Source organism: Prosthecobacter gellanilyticus (assembly GCF_007992435.1).
In the GTDB taxonomy this organism is placed as follows: Bacteria; Verrucomicrobiota; Verrucomicrobiia; order Verrucomicrobiales; family Verrucomicrobiaceae; genus Prosthecobacter; species Prosthecobacter gellanilyticus.
This window is the reverse complement of sequence record NZ_BKAG01000007.1, coordinates 190,125-205,281: the sequence shown is the minus strand read 5'-3', so window position 1 is coordinate 205,281 and position 15,157 is coordinate 190,125. Positions and strand designations below refer to the sequence as shown.

Annotated in this window: 10 protein-coding genes; 7 read left to right on the top strand and 3 right to left on the bottom strand. The window is 60.9% G+C overall.

Annotation, left to right across the window (positions count from 1 at the left end; all coding sequences use genetic code 11):
* Positions 1 to 43 precede the first annotated feature (43 nt).
* Positions 44 to 784 (bottom strand): RNA polymerase sigma factor, encoded by a 741-nt coding sequence (locus BGE01nite_RS07155; protein ID WP_146849742.1) that lies wholly within the window; start codon positions 782 to 784, stop codon positions 44 to 46.
* Between the two features lie 75 nt (positions 785 to 859).
* Between BGE01nite_RS07155 and BGE01nite_RS07150 the strand changes: the two genes are divergently transcribed.
* The 6 genes from BGE01nite_RS07150 (at position 860) to BGE01nite_RS07125 (ending at position 10,139) form a co-directional block, all read left to right on the top strand.
* Positions 860 to 6,082, top strand: a complete 5,223-nt coding sequence (locus tag BGE01nite_RS07150; RefSeq protein ID WP_146849741.1) for an FG-GAP repeat domain-containing protein — start codon at positions 860 to 862, stop codon at positions 6,080 to 6,082.
* Between the two features lie 109 nt (positions 6,083 to 6,191).
* Positions 6,192 to 7,085 carry a sugar phosphate isomerase/epimerase family protein gene (locus BGE01nite_RS07145; protein WP_146849740.1) on the top strand — a complete coding sequence of 298 codons (894 nt, stop codon included), beginning with the start codon at positions 6,192 to 6,194 and terminating at the stop codon, positions 7,083 to 7,085.
* Positions 7,086 to 7,180: 95 nt separating this feature from the next.
* Entirely contained in the window at positions 7,181 to 7,915 is a 735-nt protein-coding gene (locus BGE01nite_RS07140; protein WP_146849739.1) for an SDR family oxidoreductase, read from the top strand.
* A gap of 40 nt (positions 7,916 to 7,955) precedes the next feature.
* Complete coding sequence (locus tag BGE01nite_RS07135) at positions 7,956 to 8,210, top strand: phosphopantetheine-binding protein (RefSeq protein ID WP_146849738.1); 255 nt, start codon at positions 7,956 to 7,958, stop codon at positions 8,208 to 8,210.
* A gap of 20 nt (positions 8,211 to 8,230) precedes the next feature.
* Positions 8,231 to 9,262 (top strand): lysylphosphatidylglycerol synthase transmembrane domain-containing protein, encoded by a 1,032-nt coding sequence (locus BGE01nite_RS07130; protein ID WP_146849737.1) that lies wholly within the window; start codon positions 8,231 to 8,233, stop codon positions 9,260 to 9,262.
* Between the two features lie 40 nt (positions 9,263 to 9,302).
* Positions 9,303 to 10,139, top strand: a complete 837-nt coding sequence (locus BGE01nite_RS07125; RefSeq protein WP_170266655.1) for a patatin-like phospholipase family protein — start codon at positions 9,303 to 9,305, stop codon at positions 10,137 to 10,139.
* Positions 10,140 to 10,527: 388 nt separating this feature from the next.
* Here the strand turns inward: BGE01nite_RS07125 and BGE01nite_RS07120 are convergent, their stop codons facing one another.
* Together BGE01nite_RS07120 and BGE01nite_RS07115 are read right to left on the bottom strand one after the other, a co-directional pair.
* Positions 10,528 to 12,351, bottom strand: coding sequence for a peroxidase family protein (locus tag BGE01nite_RS07120; protein WP_146849735.1), 1,824 nt, complete (start codon positions 12,349 to 12,351; stop codon positions 10,528 to 10,530).
* A 295-nt stretch (positions 12,352 to 12,646) separates the two neighbouring features.
* Positions 12,647 to 14,782 carry an SGNH/GDSL hydrolase family protein gene (locus tag BGE01nite_RS07115; protein ID WP_146849734.1) on the bottom strand — a complete coding sequence of 712 codons (2,136 nt, stop codon included), beginning with the start codon at positions 14,780 to 14,782 and terminating at the stop codon, positions 12,647 to 12,649.
* A gap of 288 nt (positions 14,783 to 15,070) precedes the next feature.
* Here BGE01nite_RS07115 and kdpF point away from each other — a divergent pair, with 288 nt between their 5' ends.
* Positions 15,071 to 15,154, top strand: coding sequence for a K(+)-transporting ATPase subunit F (gene kdpF / locus BGE01nite_RS29875; RefSeq protein ID WP_146849749.1), 84 nt, complete (start codon positions 15,071 to 15,073; stop codon positions 15,152 to 15,154).
* Positions 15,155 to 15,157: the final 3 nt, after the last annotated feature.

Sequence of the window (15,157 nt, the reverse complement as noted above, 5' to 3'; positions counted from 1 at the left end):
TCCGGGCAAAGTGACAGGATTTTTGAGAACCGGTCTAGTCCGTCTAGTCCTCACGGCTTCCCATCACGGCCATCAGATGCGCCAGTTCCGCCTTCAGTTCCTCGGCACCGCTCACCGTCTGCGCGATCTCTCCCTCGATCAGCTTGCCGTATCGCTTGCGCATGCGGTGGATCTGCAGGCGCATGGTCGCCTCGACGATGCCCAGCCTTCTGGCCACGTCTGCGTAGGGTGTGACGTTATCTCCCAGCGGCAGAAACTCCCTCAGCAACTCAAAGGTCTCACGATTGTCAGCCTGCACATACTCCGCGCGCAGCTTCGCCTCGGCTCCCGCCAGCACGTCCGCAGCCCACGCACGATCAAACAGCAGATCTGGATCAGACGGTTCGCTTGACTCCACCGCGTAGCGCGCCTCGGCGTTGGTGTCCTGAAAGGACATCGTCTGAAGATGCATGCCACCGCGCTTGTTCGCCGTGTCATGCCGGTGCTGCTTCGCCATCACCCGCTTCAGCAGGCCCAGCATGAAACCGCGCAGCCGTCCCTTCTCCTGCCGCGCATCCTGCAGGCATTCATGGCTCACCAGATTCTGAAAAAAGGCCTGCGTGATGTCCTCCGCATCCTCTACCGCCAGCCCCCGCCGCCGCGCATACGCATAGATGGGATACCAGTATGTCCGGCAGAGCTGCTCCATGGCCTGCGCAGCTTCAGGGGAGCCTCCCTTTTGCGCGCTGCGCACCAGAGTCCAGCGGGTGGACGGAAATTCAGAACTTGGACTGGCGCTCGACATTTAAAAATTTGTTCGCTCAGACTGAAACAACTCCGCCCGGACCGGTAGAGCAAGATCAAACGCATCATCGCGCTTATGAACCGACTCTCCCGACTGTTCACCCTCCTGCTTTGCCTCTCATCTGTCCACGCGGCAGACACCACCCCTCCCACTCTGAACGTCCAGCACACCTGGATGGAAAAGATCGGCGGCATCACCCACTTCAAGATGCTCCTCGATCCCAGGGACGAGACCGGGTTTGCCGCCTTGGCGGGCATCGAGTTCCGCAGCAAACTCAACAGCACCGCAGCACTGCCGGACTCCACTCCCTGGAATGCTTATCCCTGGATCCGAGGCCAGCCCTTTGACATTCCCTTCAATTGCACCTCGGTGGTGTTCGAGTTGCGTGCCAGGGACGCCGCCGGCAATGTCTCGCCTTTGCAGCGCAGGACCTTCGCCTCGCCCTTCCCCTATTCCACGCCGCCGAACACGATGGCCAAGTTTGGCGGAAAGTTCGCCTATCCAGGAAATGCCATTGCCTGCGTGGGTCTCTTTGGCGCGAACTTTGACGGCGTTGGAATCGGTGATGACATCGTTCAGATTGATCGCGTGAGCGGTGAGGTCCGCGTGCGGAGACAGCCCGGCGGCAGCACCTTTGCCGCGGAGGACTCCATCTTCCTGACGGGCAATTCAGTCACTGATAGCGCCATGGCAGACTTTGACGGTGATGGCAGACCCGATCTCGCGGTGGTCGTGGACGGAACTCTGAAAGTCATGCACAACGACGGCCTGAACGTCAGCAATGCGCTGACCTTCACCACGGCTGAACCCACCGGCATGTCCACGCTGGCCTACACCTCCGTGGTCAGTTGCGCAGTGGCAGATGTCACCGGTGAAGGCAAGCCTGACATCATCATCACCGGCACCGCGAATGATCCCATGGCTGGAGCCGTCACCCGCATCGCCGTGCTGGTCAACAACGACCAGAACAACCTCACCTCCGCCAATTATGCCAATGCCGGCCCCTCCACCAGCCCTGGCCAGGTCAGGCTGGGTGATGTCAATGGCGATGGCTGGACGGATGCCGTGATGGTGGATCCGGCGAACCAAAAGCTCGTCACCTTCCGCAACAAGACGAATGGTTCCTTTGGCAGCGCGGATGAGGTGGATGAAAGCCTGCGCCCCAGGGAAGTTTCCACCGGGCACATGTTTGAACCCATCACCGCCAGGGCCCTGGCCGTGGGTGATGTGACCGGTGACGGCCGGGCTGACGCCGTGGCCATGATGCACTGGTTTGTCAGCACCAATATAGATGACCGGGACGACACGCGTGATCACCAGATGTGGCAGTTGTTTGACGCATTGCCTGACGGCTCCCTGCATGTGAATCCCATGTATGAAGTGGGTGTGGGTCCGCGGGCCGTCACGCCCACTGATTTCAATTCAGACGTGCTGCTTCAAGACCTGGATGGAGACCGCTTTCCTGAGATCATCGTCACCAGCAAGTTTGAGCCCATGCCCCCGGGTGGCTCACGCGCCGGAGGCATCCGCGCCTACAAGCTGACTTGTCAGCTGAGTCCCACCAACACCCTGCAAAGCTTCGATCTGGAGCAGACGGTGTATGCCACGGACGCTGGCAATCCGCACCGGCTGGCTCCGGGCCGCTTCTCCGGCAATCAACGCCCGGACATCCTGCTGGCGAACGCCTCCAATCCGCAGCTGCAGTGGCTCTTCAGCAACTACACACCGCTGTCCAAACCCACAGACATCGCCGGAGGAGCCACCACGGACTCAGATGCCACAGGCGTGGCAGGTTCAAACGGCATTTATAGTTATACCGAGTATCCAGGTGGAGGCATCGGCTACTCCATCACCTGCGTGAACAACACCTCCTCACCGCTGGCTGGCGTGACCTTGGAGAGCACCCTGCCCGCAGAGTTCATTTTGCAGAGCAACGACCTGAACGCCGTGGTCAGCGGCACAGGAGCTGCACGCGTCATTCGCTGGACCACAGACGTGCCAGCCGACTCCGCCGTGGTGAGAAACTTCCGCGTCAACCTCAGCACCACCACCAAGACCCCCAGCTTCTCCCCGAAAATCCAGCTCAAGCAAGGCACGAAGGTCCTCATCTCCGCCTACATGCCCTTGGTGAAACTAGGCGCCGTGAACTTCACTGCCATCCCGGACAGTCCCGGACAGCTTTGGATCTTCAGTTACAAGCCAGCTTCCGTGCCCCCAAACTCCACCGTCACCGTGCAGGCCAGTCCTGACGGCATGAACTGGCTGCCCATCCCCAGCGGCCAGATGAGTGAGGAAGTGTCCCCGACACCGAAGTTCAGCCTGATCACCACCACCATTCCCGATGGCAGCCGCTATTTCCGCGCGGCCGTGTTCTCAGAGGCAGAAGGCTTCAAGTACTCCTCCGTCTTCAATACATTTTTACCGCCCACAACGGCTCTGAAGATCACCACCAAGTCACCTCCGAAAACGGGTCAGACCTGGACCTTCGCAGCCACCCAGACCAGCACTGCGGCCAATGTCCAGGTCCGCTTCCAGTCCACGCTCACTCCCGATGACGAGTACACCTGGACCGACCTCCCGGCCTATGCAGAAACAGCCCGCTCGGGAAACACCTGGACCTCAAACACCTACAACATCCCCTCAGGAAATCGATACTTCAGGGCCATCTCTTCTGCGCCAGGATGGGTGGACAGCATCTCCGGACAAGCCGGTCCCTACAATGTCCAGCAGTCCTCCCCTCAGCTGCCCTACTTCACCTACTATCACATCGACTTCAAAAGCCCCATCCGCCATGGCGACTCCGCCGCCTTCATGGCCAGCTGTCCTGCCGTGTTCGGCTTGAAGGTCCGCTTCCAAAGCCGCCCTGCGGGCTCAGACGACAATGCCTGGACTGACCTAACCGATGGTCAGACAACCGTCAGCGGCACCAAGTGGACCTTCATGAGCAAATACCTGCCGGTGGGAAACCGCGACTGGCGCGCCGTCGCCTCTGCTCCTGGCTACAACGACAACACGCAGCGCATCACCGGCAAGGTGGTTTCAGAGGCGCTGTACACCTTTGAGGTGCTGCCTGCGCCTCTGCCGCAGATGGCCACCGTCTTCGCTCCATTCAACATGCCGGAAGACGGCTCAGTTCAGCGTAACAACGTTAACTTCAACATCGGCATCGACCTTCTGGACTTCAATGGCGTGCAGCGGGTCTTCCTCCTGGCCGGCCCGCCAAACGGAGTCTACAAAGAAGTACCCGGTGTCGTCTTCACCCACCTCGGAGGTGTCAGTTACATCGCACCCGTCAAGTTCACCGGCACGGGAGATCTGTATCTGTGCATCGGCTGCACGGATGGCTACAGCCCGTCCCAGACCAAGTACTCAACTTCGGTTAGGATCACCATCGGCTCGGGCACCGGCAGCTCGTTCGGCCCCGTCATCACCGCTCCCGCCGGCACACCCACCCACCCCACCAAAACCGCCCTCGGCTCTGTGCTCATCAAGGCCCGCATTGGTGATGATGCCCAGGTCTGGCGGGCCTTTGTTCATCGGATGACATCGGACGGGCAGTTTCTTCACACCGTCGGAGAAATGAAGCGCGGCTCCACCGCCAATCCCTCTGACTTCACCTGCACGGATGGTGCTCTTGATGCAGGTCAATATTTCTACCGCGTCGTGGCTCAGGATTACGAGAATCATGAAACAGTGGGCGCCACCTTCGGCCCAGTCACCCTCACAGCGCCCGCACCGCCTCCCGGGCCGATCTATCTCAATGTCGTTTCCTCATCCCAGCACGTGCAGCCCAAACTGCCAAAGACCAACCCCAACTACCCCTACATCCCGTATGCCACCTCAGGAACGGTGACGTTCGACTACAGCGGCCTGCCGGCAGGAACCACCTACTTCCTTGCCTACCGTGTGGATCGGACCTCTGACGACGCCTACATCACCCTCCCCGTGACCAAAACCACAGGCTCGGCCACCATCAGCTCTCCTGAATGGGATGAGGAGACTTATGGGCTGCAAGGCCCGGGTGAATACCAGATCATCGCCGTGAACAGCGGCAACGAGCTCACGATCGGCAGCGGAGACAACACCTTCCGTGTCGGCCGCTCATGGAACCAGCCAGACTCCTTCACTGAGCTGGACTATGGTCTCTACTGGTTCAAGGACGTGAACAATGGCCTCAAAGGTTTCGACTCATCGCAAAGGGATGACTACTTTGATCCCGACAAACCCACCGTCATCTACGTGCATGGCTGGCAGAGCGGCGAGGTCAAGCTCCGCCGGCGTGAGAGCTGGAAGCGCCAGGATCCTTTCAAGGACAGCACGACCTACAACATGTGCCAGTACTGGAAAAAACAGGGCTACAATGTCGGCATGTTCAACTGGAACCAGTTCGCGGATGCCTCGCTGCTGGAGTCCCAGGCAAACATCTACTACATCGCCAGCGAGCCAGACATGCCAGCCGGTCACTCCATGTTCTTTGAGACCGCCAACACCTATGATGCATGGACCAAGCAGCCGGAAAGCACCCGCAGGTATCGGCGGAGCGGCAAGGGCGGCTCCATTGAAAACAAGACAGTCTGTGACCTCCTGCTGGCAGAACTCTCCCGCTGCATGGGCGGCTATGTGCCCACGTCTAACAAGGAGTTCAGAATGATCGGCCACTCGCTCGGCACCCAGCTCGTAGGTCGCACCTGTGATGTCATCCGTGAGAATCCAGGTTGGGGCATCCCCTTGCCCACGCGCATCTCCCTGCTGGAGCTCGCCCAGATCCACGGTCTGGATCCGCGGGGGCTCAACATCAATGACCTCCAGTACGGTTACATCAGCCGTCTGAAGGCCGCAGGAGTCGCCATCGACTGCTATCAAAGCACCGATCTGCAGTCACTGCTGGGCATCAATCTTTCCTTTGTGGGGAACATCCACGACATGTGTGCCTACAGCCGCTGGCGGCCTGACTTCATCACGCCCATCAACTGGAGCCTGGACATCTTCAACAAGTCCGTCGGACCCGGCGGAGTCTTCGTGAAATCCCACAACGAGCTTGTGCGCTGGTACATGCATACCTTCAACTATCCCGCCAGCACCTTCGAAGCCTGGACCTACCGGGGGCTGAATCTCTTTGCCAAGGACCAAAGGGTCGGGAACGCCCTCACCGCCAGCACTTCCAACGCCGCTGTGAGAGCCCTGATGAATGGTAACTATTGGTTCGAGCAAAGCGGCGGCGGTGGCAACAGCAAGGTCAACGGCAAAGCCACTCAGGACTTGCTGGACGATGAATGGGAACGCAAAGGCAGCCCGTGACCTGCGCCATGTCCCGCCGCCAGATTCATTAGCCTGGGCCTAAGGTGCAGGTGCCGTTGATTGCAAATGATGCCCGGGGCTGAACGTACGTAACCTCACCCTGACCATCATGAGCACACGCCGCACCTTTCTCACCACCGCCCTTCAAGCCAGCGCCCTTGCCCTCGGAGGCACGGCTGTCACTTCTCAGGCTCAAGCTCCGAAGCGCCAGCTTCGCAAGGCCATCATGGGCGGCACGCTCGGCATCAAAGGCACGCTCATTGAAAAATACACCGCTGCGAAAGAGGCAGGTTATGAAGGAGTCGAACCCTCTGGCGGAATGAACCAGCAGGAAGTCATCGATGCCCTCGGAGCCTCCGGTTTGAAAGCCGCCAGCGTCTGCTGCCACACCCACTGGAAGCAGACTCTCACGCACAATGATGAAAAGGTCCGCGCGGAAGGGCTGCAGGGCGTGCTTCAGACCCTGAAGGACGCCAAGGCCTACGGTGCCGAGTCCATCCTCGTCGTGCCCGGTGTCTGCAATGAAGAGGTGCCTTACCATCTCGCCTGGGAGCGCTCCATCGCCGAGATCAAGAAGGCCGTGCCATTGGCCAAAGAGCTCGGCGTGAAGATCAGTATCGAAAACGTCTGGAACAATTTCATCCTCAGCCCGCTCGAGGCCGTGCGCTATCTCGATGAAGTCGGTGATCCCATCGTCGGCTGGCATTTCGATATCGGCAACGTCCTGCGCTACGGCTGGCCTGAGCAGTGGATCACCGTGCTCGGCAAGCGCATCAACCGCATCCACGTCAAAGAATACAGCACCAAGAAGATGAAGGACGAGGGCGTGTGGAAAGGCTTCGACTGCGACCTCACCGAGGGCGACAACAACTGGCCCGCCATCATGAAGGCTCTCGACGACGTCGGCTACACCGGCTGGGCCATCAGCGAGCAGCGCGGCGGTGTGAACCCGAACGGCCTCAAGATGCTCACCGAGCGCATGGACCGCATCTTCGCGATGTAATCCGCACTGTTGACCGCCTACTGCTCACTGCCCACCGGCAACCGTCCACCGCTCGAATCACTAGCATAGCGCCACGGACTCGTTAAGAGAGAAGCATGTCTTCTCCCAGACGTATCCTCATCACCGGCGCCAATGGCGTCCTCGGCCAGGCCACGGCGCGCTATTTCCTCCAGCGTGACCCGGACTGCCAGGTCCATCTGGGCGTGCGTGAGCGCCGGGATCAGGCAGAGGCCCTGGTGGCGGAGTTCAGCGGCCGCGCCTTCCTCAGCCCCCTGGAAATCACAAGCGCGGAGGCATGGTCAGCCGCGATATCCCAGATCGAAGCCCAAAGCGGCCCTCTGAACGTGCTGATCAATAATGCTGGCTACCATGATGACTCCCTGCTCGCGACCATGACCGCGCAGCAGTGGCATGGCGTGCTGGATGCGAACCTCAATGCCGTCTTCATCGGCTGCCAGGCCGCCTTGAAGCCCATGATGCTCCAGCGCTGGGGCCGCATCGTGAATGTCGCCTCTCTCAGCGCCCTGCATTCCCCCGCCGGCCAGACGAACTACGCCGCCGCCAAGGCCGGTGTCATCGGCCTCACCCAGAGCCTGGCCAAGGAAACCGCCCGCCTGGGCATCACCGTGAATGCCATCTGCCCCGGCCATATCGAAGGCGCGCTCCCTGCGGGCTGGACCGAGGACCAGATCAAGGCCGTGAAGCGTGAGACGCCCATGCGCCGTTTTGCCCGGCCGGAGGAGATCGCCGCGGCGGTTTTCTTCCTTGCGAGCCCCGAGGCGAGCTATATCACTGGCGCCGCCCTGAAGCTCGACGGTGCCCTCGTCTGATTTCCCCTCTCCCTACCCTCTGACTCCGAACACATTGCGAATGAATCTACGCCAGCGAATCAAAGAAGTGATGGCCAGTGAACTGATGCTGGAAGTAAGCGTGGATGAAATCGCTGACGATGCCCCCCTCTTCGGCCCCAACGGCATCGGCCTGGACAGTGTGGACGCGCTGCAGCTCGTGGTGGCCATCGAGAAGCATTTCAAACTCAAGATCAGCGACCAGACGAAGGCCCGGGAGATCCTCCACAGCGTGGATAGCATCGCCCAGGCCATCGAGGAGGCCGGTCTCGCCTGAAGTCTCCGGACGCCTCGTGCATGAAAAAGGCGCTGCTGATCTTCCTGAAGCTGGCGGTCACCACCGTGCTGCTCGGGATGATCTTCCGTGAGCATCAGTTCAGGCAGAGCATCCTGCCGCACCTCAGCGCGCTCGGGACGAACTGGCAGTGGACACTCGGCGGACTGGCCTGCTACGGCCTCTCCGTCTGGCTGAGCTCCCTGCGCTGGGAGGTGCTCTTGCGCGGTCAGAAGCATCCGGTTCCGGGGAAGGAAGTGCTGCGCGTCACCGTCGTCAGTACTTTCTTCAATATCACGTCCCTCGGTCATGTGGGCGGAGATGCCTACCGCATCCTCGCGCTCATGCGCCGCCCTGGCGCGCAGCGTCTGCCCGTGGTCGTCTCCGTCATCCTGGATCATCTGGTCGGCATGGTCGGCATCGCCATTCTCTTCCTGAGCTGCCGCGTGGTCTTTGACGACCGGCTCGCCACCCTCAGCCCTGAGGTGCGCACCATCCTGAAGGGCTTTGAGATGTTCATGGGCGGCGCCTTGTTCTTTGTCATCCTCTCCGCCATCTCCTTCACCCCGCATCTCTACAACTGGGGGGAGAAACAGTGGCCCCGCATGCTCGGCTTCGCTCCGCTGAAAAGCTTCGCCAATGCCTGTGATGCCCTCCGCCGGGACTGGCCCGGGTCCCTCATCGCCATCGTGCTTTCGGTGCTGCTCTTCGCCGCTCACTTCCTCTCCTTCTACTGCGCCATCTTTGCCGTCGGTGGCCAGGCACCGCTGCTGGAGGTCATGGGGGCCATGCCCATCGTCGATACCGCCGCGGGTCTGCCCATCTCCGTCTCCGGCCTCGGTGTGCGTGAAAAGACCTTTGAGACCCTCATGCATGCTCTCACTGGTCTGCCAGAGGCCACCGCCGTCTCCGCCTCCCTCGTCGGCTGGCTCATGAGCGTCGCCTGGGGTGTCCTCGGCGGCCTGCTCTTTCTCAAAGGCGGCGGCAAAGCCTCTCTGCCCTCTGAAAACAGCGAAGCACAAACCGAGAACCGCGAACCGAGAACTGAGAACTGAGAACTGCCAACTGTTCACCGTCCACCGCTCACCGTCCCCCTTGTCCTCCCGCATCGCCATCTCCCTCGGGGCCTCCTTCCTCGGCTACGCCACTCACTCGGGCTTCCTCGCTCGTCTGCATGAGCTGGGCATCCGTCCCGTGGCGGTCGGTGGCTCATCGGCAGGAGCTGTCGCCGCCGGTTTCTATGCCTCGGGACTGCCTGCGGACCAGGTGCGCCAGGTCGTGACCTCATGGGACTTCCGCAGTGCCTTCATCCGCCGCACGCCGTGGTTCACGCACTACATCCGCGCCACCTTTTGGGAATCCAATCCCGGTCTCTTCAAAACCGATGACGCTGTGACCTTCCTCGAATCCGTTCTCGGTGATCTCCAGATCGAGAGCCTGACCTCGCCATCCTTCCTCGCCGCCGTCAGCAATCTCGAAACCTACCGCACCCACTTCCTGCAGAGCGGTTCCCTCGCCCGCGCCATGGTGGCCAGCTGCTGCGTGCCCACCATCTTCCAGCCGCTGCAGCATGCCGGCATGACCTGCTATGATGGTGGCGTCGCCCATGAGACGCCCATGGACCCTTGGTTTGAGGATGAGAATGTGGACACCATCATCCTGCACCGCGTGTCTCACACCGGCGGCAGCGCGCCACGGATGGTGCCCTTCAATCTCATCAACCTCACCGCCAGCTCCCACGCCGTCGCCAGTGAGCAGTTGCTGCACTACCGCCTCAAGCTCGCCGAGATGCACGGCAAAAAGGTGATCGTTATCAACACCAGTCACGACCGCCCCGCCCTCTTCTCCAGCAAGCAGATGCCCTCCTTCTACGAAGCCGGCGCCGCCACCGCCGAGAAGCTCTTCGAGAGTGATCTAAAATCACTACGATAGCATCTCACGCACAGCAGTCGCGAAGCGTCCCGGAGTGCGGTGGCAGAGAGGCACGGGCCACCGTGCCTCGTCGACACCGCTAGCGTGCGCATGAAAAATCCCCGCACCTCGCCCCCGTCTCTGCGCACACAAATACAGCGCATCGCCAACGGCTCGCCTAACCAAAAGCTTTCGAGCCGGAGGCTCGGCGGCCGGTAGCCGGTGGTGAAATGAGCGTCAGCGAATGAGAACCACCGGACCACCCATGACGAGATCTCCAAATAAAGCACGCATCCCGGAGGGATGCCGGAAGCTTCCGCTGCCTCCTTCACCTCAGTAAACAAAACAAAGCCCATGTAGCCTTCGCCACATGGACCTTGCCTAACAAACCCTTCCACCACACCACTCCTCACCGCGCTACTGCCTGCTTGCCTGCGGGTGACACACGCTTCGGTGGAGGCGAAATAAAAGCATTCGGCCCCACCTCAGCACCAATCTTCGTGTTGCGATGCACGATCACACTCAGCGTCTGCGCGTTGATCATCCGCACCACATCACGCGGCAGATACCACTCATACCAGAAACGATCCCCGTCACGAACCCGCACGAATTGATCCACCAGGATCTTCTGGAAGGTCTCACCCACCATCGAACCAGGCCGGTCCGCCTCCGCCAGACCACCGATCCACAGATCAATGTCCGCCGCACTGTCATACGCCGCATCCAGCTCCGCCACCACCTGACGGTTCGGATTCACGTCCTGGAACTTGTTCACCGGACGCAGCTTCAAAGCCGCACGCATTTGAGCAAAACTTGGCAGGCCATGATCACGACCGCGCTGCAGGTTCAGCGAGGCCAGGTCCAGACCACCAGCCCCAGGAGGGCCGAACAAAAAGTCACGCACGTCATCGATCACCCATTCATCCAGCTCCTGCGCACGGCCGATGCACAGGCCGCGCAGGATCGGATCCACACCCTCATCCGTGATGTGCCCAGGCTGGAAGAACGACTGCGCCAGCGACAGATTCCCCGCCTCGATCTCCGCACCCGTCGCATCCAGCCGCAGCAGCGTGGAGGAAAGCAGACTGTGGCCGATACGATACGCCGCCGTGGCGAACTCATTGGAGATCGTCGGATTCACACCATTCTTGTAACCGCGATACGGAGGAATCGCCCCAGGTCCCAGCAGCACTGGCAGGAACTCGCGATACGTGATCGCCTGCATCTCCGCGCCCACCACGATGCGCGCAAAGCTGTAGATCTCATCCTCAGGCGCTGAAGGATTCGCCGCGCGATACAGATCCGCCCAAAAATTATGCTCACGCAGAAACAGCGTGTGGATCGCGATCAAGCCCACCTGCTCATTCACACGCACATCACCTGCCACAAAGAAGCCAGGAGCCGGTGGCAGTGCCGCCAGCGTGTCTGAATGCGTGGGCAGCAGATCACCATGCACGCTGGTTGTCACTCTCAGCCGACCTGTTCCATCATTCGCACGCAGCGCCGCTGATCGAGCGGCATCCGAACCATACACCTGCGAGGCATCAATCCACGCCGTGATCGCGCTCTTCTGCTCACGCACACCGTTCACCATCACATAAGCACTGCGGTTCAGCGCCATCGTGGCCGTGCCAGTGCTGGTGGGATCAAACGAAGGATCACCTGTGGGGACAGCCACCGGGAAAGCCTCTGCCGGATTCGCTGCGGGCGTTTCATCCAGATCATGATCCAGGAACTGTCCCCACTGCCAGAGCATGTCGCTGGCACCACGACGGTTCGGACGATCATTCTGCTGCTTCGCCACCGCATTGCTGATCACACGCGGACTGGGCCGAGTCGCTCCTGCCGGTGTGCTCACACCATCTCCATAAGCATTCGGTGCCAGACGCACAAACGGCTGGTTAGGCGTGCCCCAGGTCGGATTCGCCGCATTGTTGGCGCTGCCATCCACCGTACGAAACTCCGCTGGCAAAATAAACGAGGCAGGCATCGCCGGAGGCTGTGGCTTGCCCGCATTCTGCGGCGGCTTCGGAGCCTGACCATTCTGCGGAGGCTGCTGCCCCTGCGGTGGCTGGCCTTGTGGAGGTTGCTTGCCCGGATCCATGCGCGGAATAGGCGCCGCACCATTCGGCATCGGCGGAGGTCCCTGCTGCGCCAGCGCAGCACTGCTCAGGGCAAAGAGAGCCGCCGCAGGAACGACTCGGTTGATCATGGGGTGTCTGATCGTTTTCATGGCTTTGTTGGTTAGGTTTTGAATCGTGGCGGCTGGCAGGCGCCAGCGTTGTCACACCCACAACAGACCAACCCTGTGTTAAGGCCTTGTGTCAGCGAACCCGGAGATTTGTAACGGGATGGTAAAGGTCGAAAAAACCTTCCGGAACTCCCAAAAGCAGGCCACCCGAGCATCTCACGCAGAGAAGCTCTCACTCAGGTCTCTTGATTGGAACCCCTGTGTCCCTCGGTGCTCTCTGTGGTTAAAATGGATGCCTTCCCAAACACGACGTCGCCACCACCTAACCATTTTTCACTCAATCCACAATCACCGTCGCACGCGCCGTCGGCTTCTCCGTGAGCTCCAGCACCGCCTGCGCACCAAAACCATTCGCCTGCTGCCGCAGCGGCACCAGGGACCACGTTTGATATCCCTTCGAGGTGTTCAGTGTCAGTCGCACATTCAAACCAAACTGGCTGTTCCCATTGTCCAGAGCCCATTCATGCAGATACAGATAGCTGCGCGGAATCACGAGCTGGATCTGATTCTGCCCATCCGCACCGGAGACAAGCGAGGCGTGAAACACCTTCGGATCAAACACCGCTCCATACCCCGTGCCAAACGCCCACGCCGCCACGGGAAGCACCGTCCCCTTCCCTGGTGTGGCACTGCCTGTGACACGCACCGGCGCCGTGCTGCCCGACTCCAGCCGCTTGCCATAGCTGCGAGCATCCAGGTTCACCTCCATCTGCCACGCCGGCCTGCCATCGACGGTTGGCAGCAGCATTTCAGGGCCGTTGACATCGCAAACCAAGGTCAGCCTCGATTTATCCGCCTGCGCCAGGAAAACCACCCTGCCTGCAGATTCCGTGGAAGGCGTGAGAGTCACCGCCTGCTTCAGCCCCACGTTCCGGGCCACCACGATCGGACGGGTGCTCGTCAGATCCAGCCCCGGCAGCTTCACCTTCAGCGTGAGATTGGATCGCCTAACCAACTCTCCATCCACAGGAAGGTCGAAGCCGAGATCCAGCGGCTGTGCGGCGCCCGGCTTGAGCTGGAACCTGCCGCTGAGCTTGCTGCCCAGAAACTCCGCCTCCCAGCTCCCGGACACATCTTCTGTGCCTGTGCTCATGATCTGTCCGCCGACCATGAATTTCTTGTCCTGATTGAAGAGCGTGTCGGGATTCCACACCACCGCCACCGGCTGCACCGGCGCACGCTGCGTCATCACCGCGGCCCGGCTGCCTGAAATGACCAGCAGCGGCAGCCGCACCACACTCTCCTCCAGCGTCACCTCCTCCTTGCCCCGCGCATACTGGATCACCAGCGCCTTCTTCGCTCCCGCCGCTAGCACCACTTCCGGCTGCGCCTCGCTCGGCTTCCAGCCACTGGCGATCAAGGGCAGCACTGTGAGCCGCTGCTCCTCCTTCGTTCCATTCACCACCGTGCAGCGCAACTCCAGGCCCGCACCATTGTCCTTCCACACTGCAGCCGTGTTCTCAAAGTTCACGGATGGAGCCGCGATGCCATCCAGCATCATTTGAAACAGCACACTGCCCAGACGCTGATGCAAAGCCACGCGTGGCATGAACCGCCCGCCTTTGTCTTCATGGAAAAAACTGCGCCAGGCACCCGAAAGGCGGTCAAAGCGCTGCGCATCATCACGAGCGTCCGAAGGAGGCATCCCCATCACAGCGGCCAGATCACCGAGATCCGCAAACATCCAGCCTTCATCTTCCGCCTGCTCGCGAAGCGCATCCCCCAGCGGACGCGCGCGCCCAAGACTGCCTTCCAGAGGCTCGCTGGCTGGCAGCCACGGAGCCACGGCAAACACCTCCGCTTTCATCGCATGCGCAGCTTCCACCGCCTGCTCCATCTGACGCACAAAGGCTGGTGGCGACACACCAGCCTCCGCTTCAGCCAGCCCATGACAGATCAGCACCAGGTCCACCGGAGACTGTGTCGCCACGGAGCCAAGAATCGACGGAGCATCCACCAGAGCCTGGTCCTGCCCCGAAAGCACACGCACGGAGATGCCTGGTGCCAGCACGTCCAAGCTCGCATCCTTCCCGGTCTCACGCACACCGCCCGTGTAGAAAAATTGGTTCGTCAGTTCACGGGCAAAAAGCGCCGGGAAAGTCTGCATCGCACCCGCCTTGCCATCCTCGGACCAGATCTCCATCTCCCGCTGGCCGGCCAGCACCAGAATGTGCACCGTTTCCCGTTGCTTCAGCTTCAGCCAGGTTTTGGGCAGCAGCTTCTGCAGGCGCTGCTGGCGGACCTCGCTCAGCTCAAAACTGTCCCTGCTCTGTGGTGGTGTGGGCTTCGGCAGCCGCGCCTCCAGCGCCCGCGCATGCAGCACCTCCGCCGGTGTCTGGGCAGACAACGGGCACAGGCCGCCCCAGGCAACAAGCCCGGCGCCAAGGAGGTGAAGTAGCTGGAAACGAATCATGGCCTTTCATCGCCGTGGAGACCGCCCTTTTCCAGTCCAAAGACACGCTCCTGACAGCCTTCGCCGCCTTCGTCTGCCGCACCTGAGGGCCATCTTTACGCCGTTTTAACGCCCCGCGCCCGGCCTTTAACTCGGCAGCGGCGGAGCAGCGGCCATCGTGGGGGTAAAGCAACACCCCTCACACCATGATTGACCTCATCTACGTCCTGTCACTCGCCGCCTTCTTCGTCATCAGCGCCCGCTACACCGACGGCTGCGACAACCTCTAACCCGCGCCCACCCCACGCCATGGAAACCATCCTCGTCGGACTCATCGCCCTCGCCCTGATCGCCTACCTCACGGTGGCGATGCTGCGTCCTGAAAAATTCTGAACC

Excerpts from the sequence above, each read along its gene's own strand:
- BGE01nite_RS07155 (WP_146849742.1), bottom strand. The coding sequence starts at position 784 with ATGTCGAGCGCCAGTCCAAGTTCTGAATTTCCGTCCACCCGCTGGACT.
- BGE01nite_RS07150 (WP_146849741.1), top strand. The coding sequence starts at position 860 with ATGAACCGACTCTCCCGACTGTTCACCCTCCTGCTTTGCCTCTCATCT.
- BGE01nite_RS07145 (WP_146849740.1), top strand. The coding sequence starts at position 6,192 with ATGAGCACACGCCGCACCTTTCTCACCACCGCCCTTCAAGCCAGCGCC.
- BGE01nite_RS07140 (WP_146849739.1), top strand. The coding sequence starts at position 7,181 with ATGTCTTCTCCCAGACGTATCCTCATCACCGGCGCCAATGGCGTCCTC.
- BGE01nite_RS07135 (WP_146849738.1), top strand. The coding sequence starts at position 7,956 with ATGAATCTACGCCAGCGAATCAAAGAAGTGATGGCCAGTGAACTGATG.
- BGE01nite_RS07130 (WP_146849737.1), top strand. The coding sequence starts at position 8,231 with ATGAAAAAGGCGCTGCTGATCTTCCTGAAGCTGGCGGTCACCACCGTG.
- BGE01nite_RS07120 (WP_146849735.1), bottom strand. The coding sequence starts at position 12,351 with ATGAAAACGATCAGACACCCCATGATCAACCGAGTCGTTCCTGCGGCG.
- BGE01nite_RS07115 (WP_146849734.1), bottom strand. The coding sequence starts at position 14,782 with ATGATTCGTTTCCAGCTACTTCACCTCCTTGGCGCCGGGCTTGTTGCC.
- kdpF (WP_146849749.1), top strand. The coding sequence starts at position 15,071 with ATGGAAACCATCCTCGTCGGACTCATCGCCCTCGCCCTGATCGCCTAC.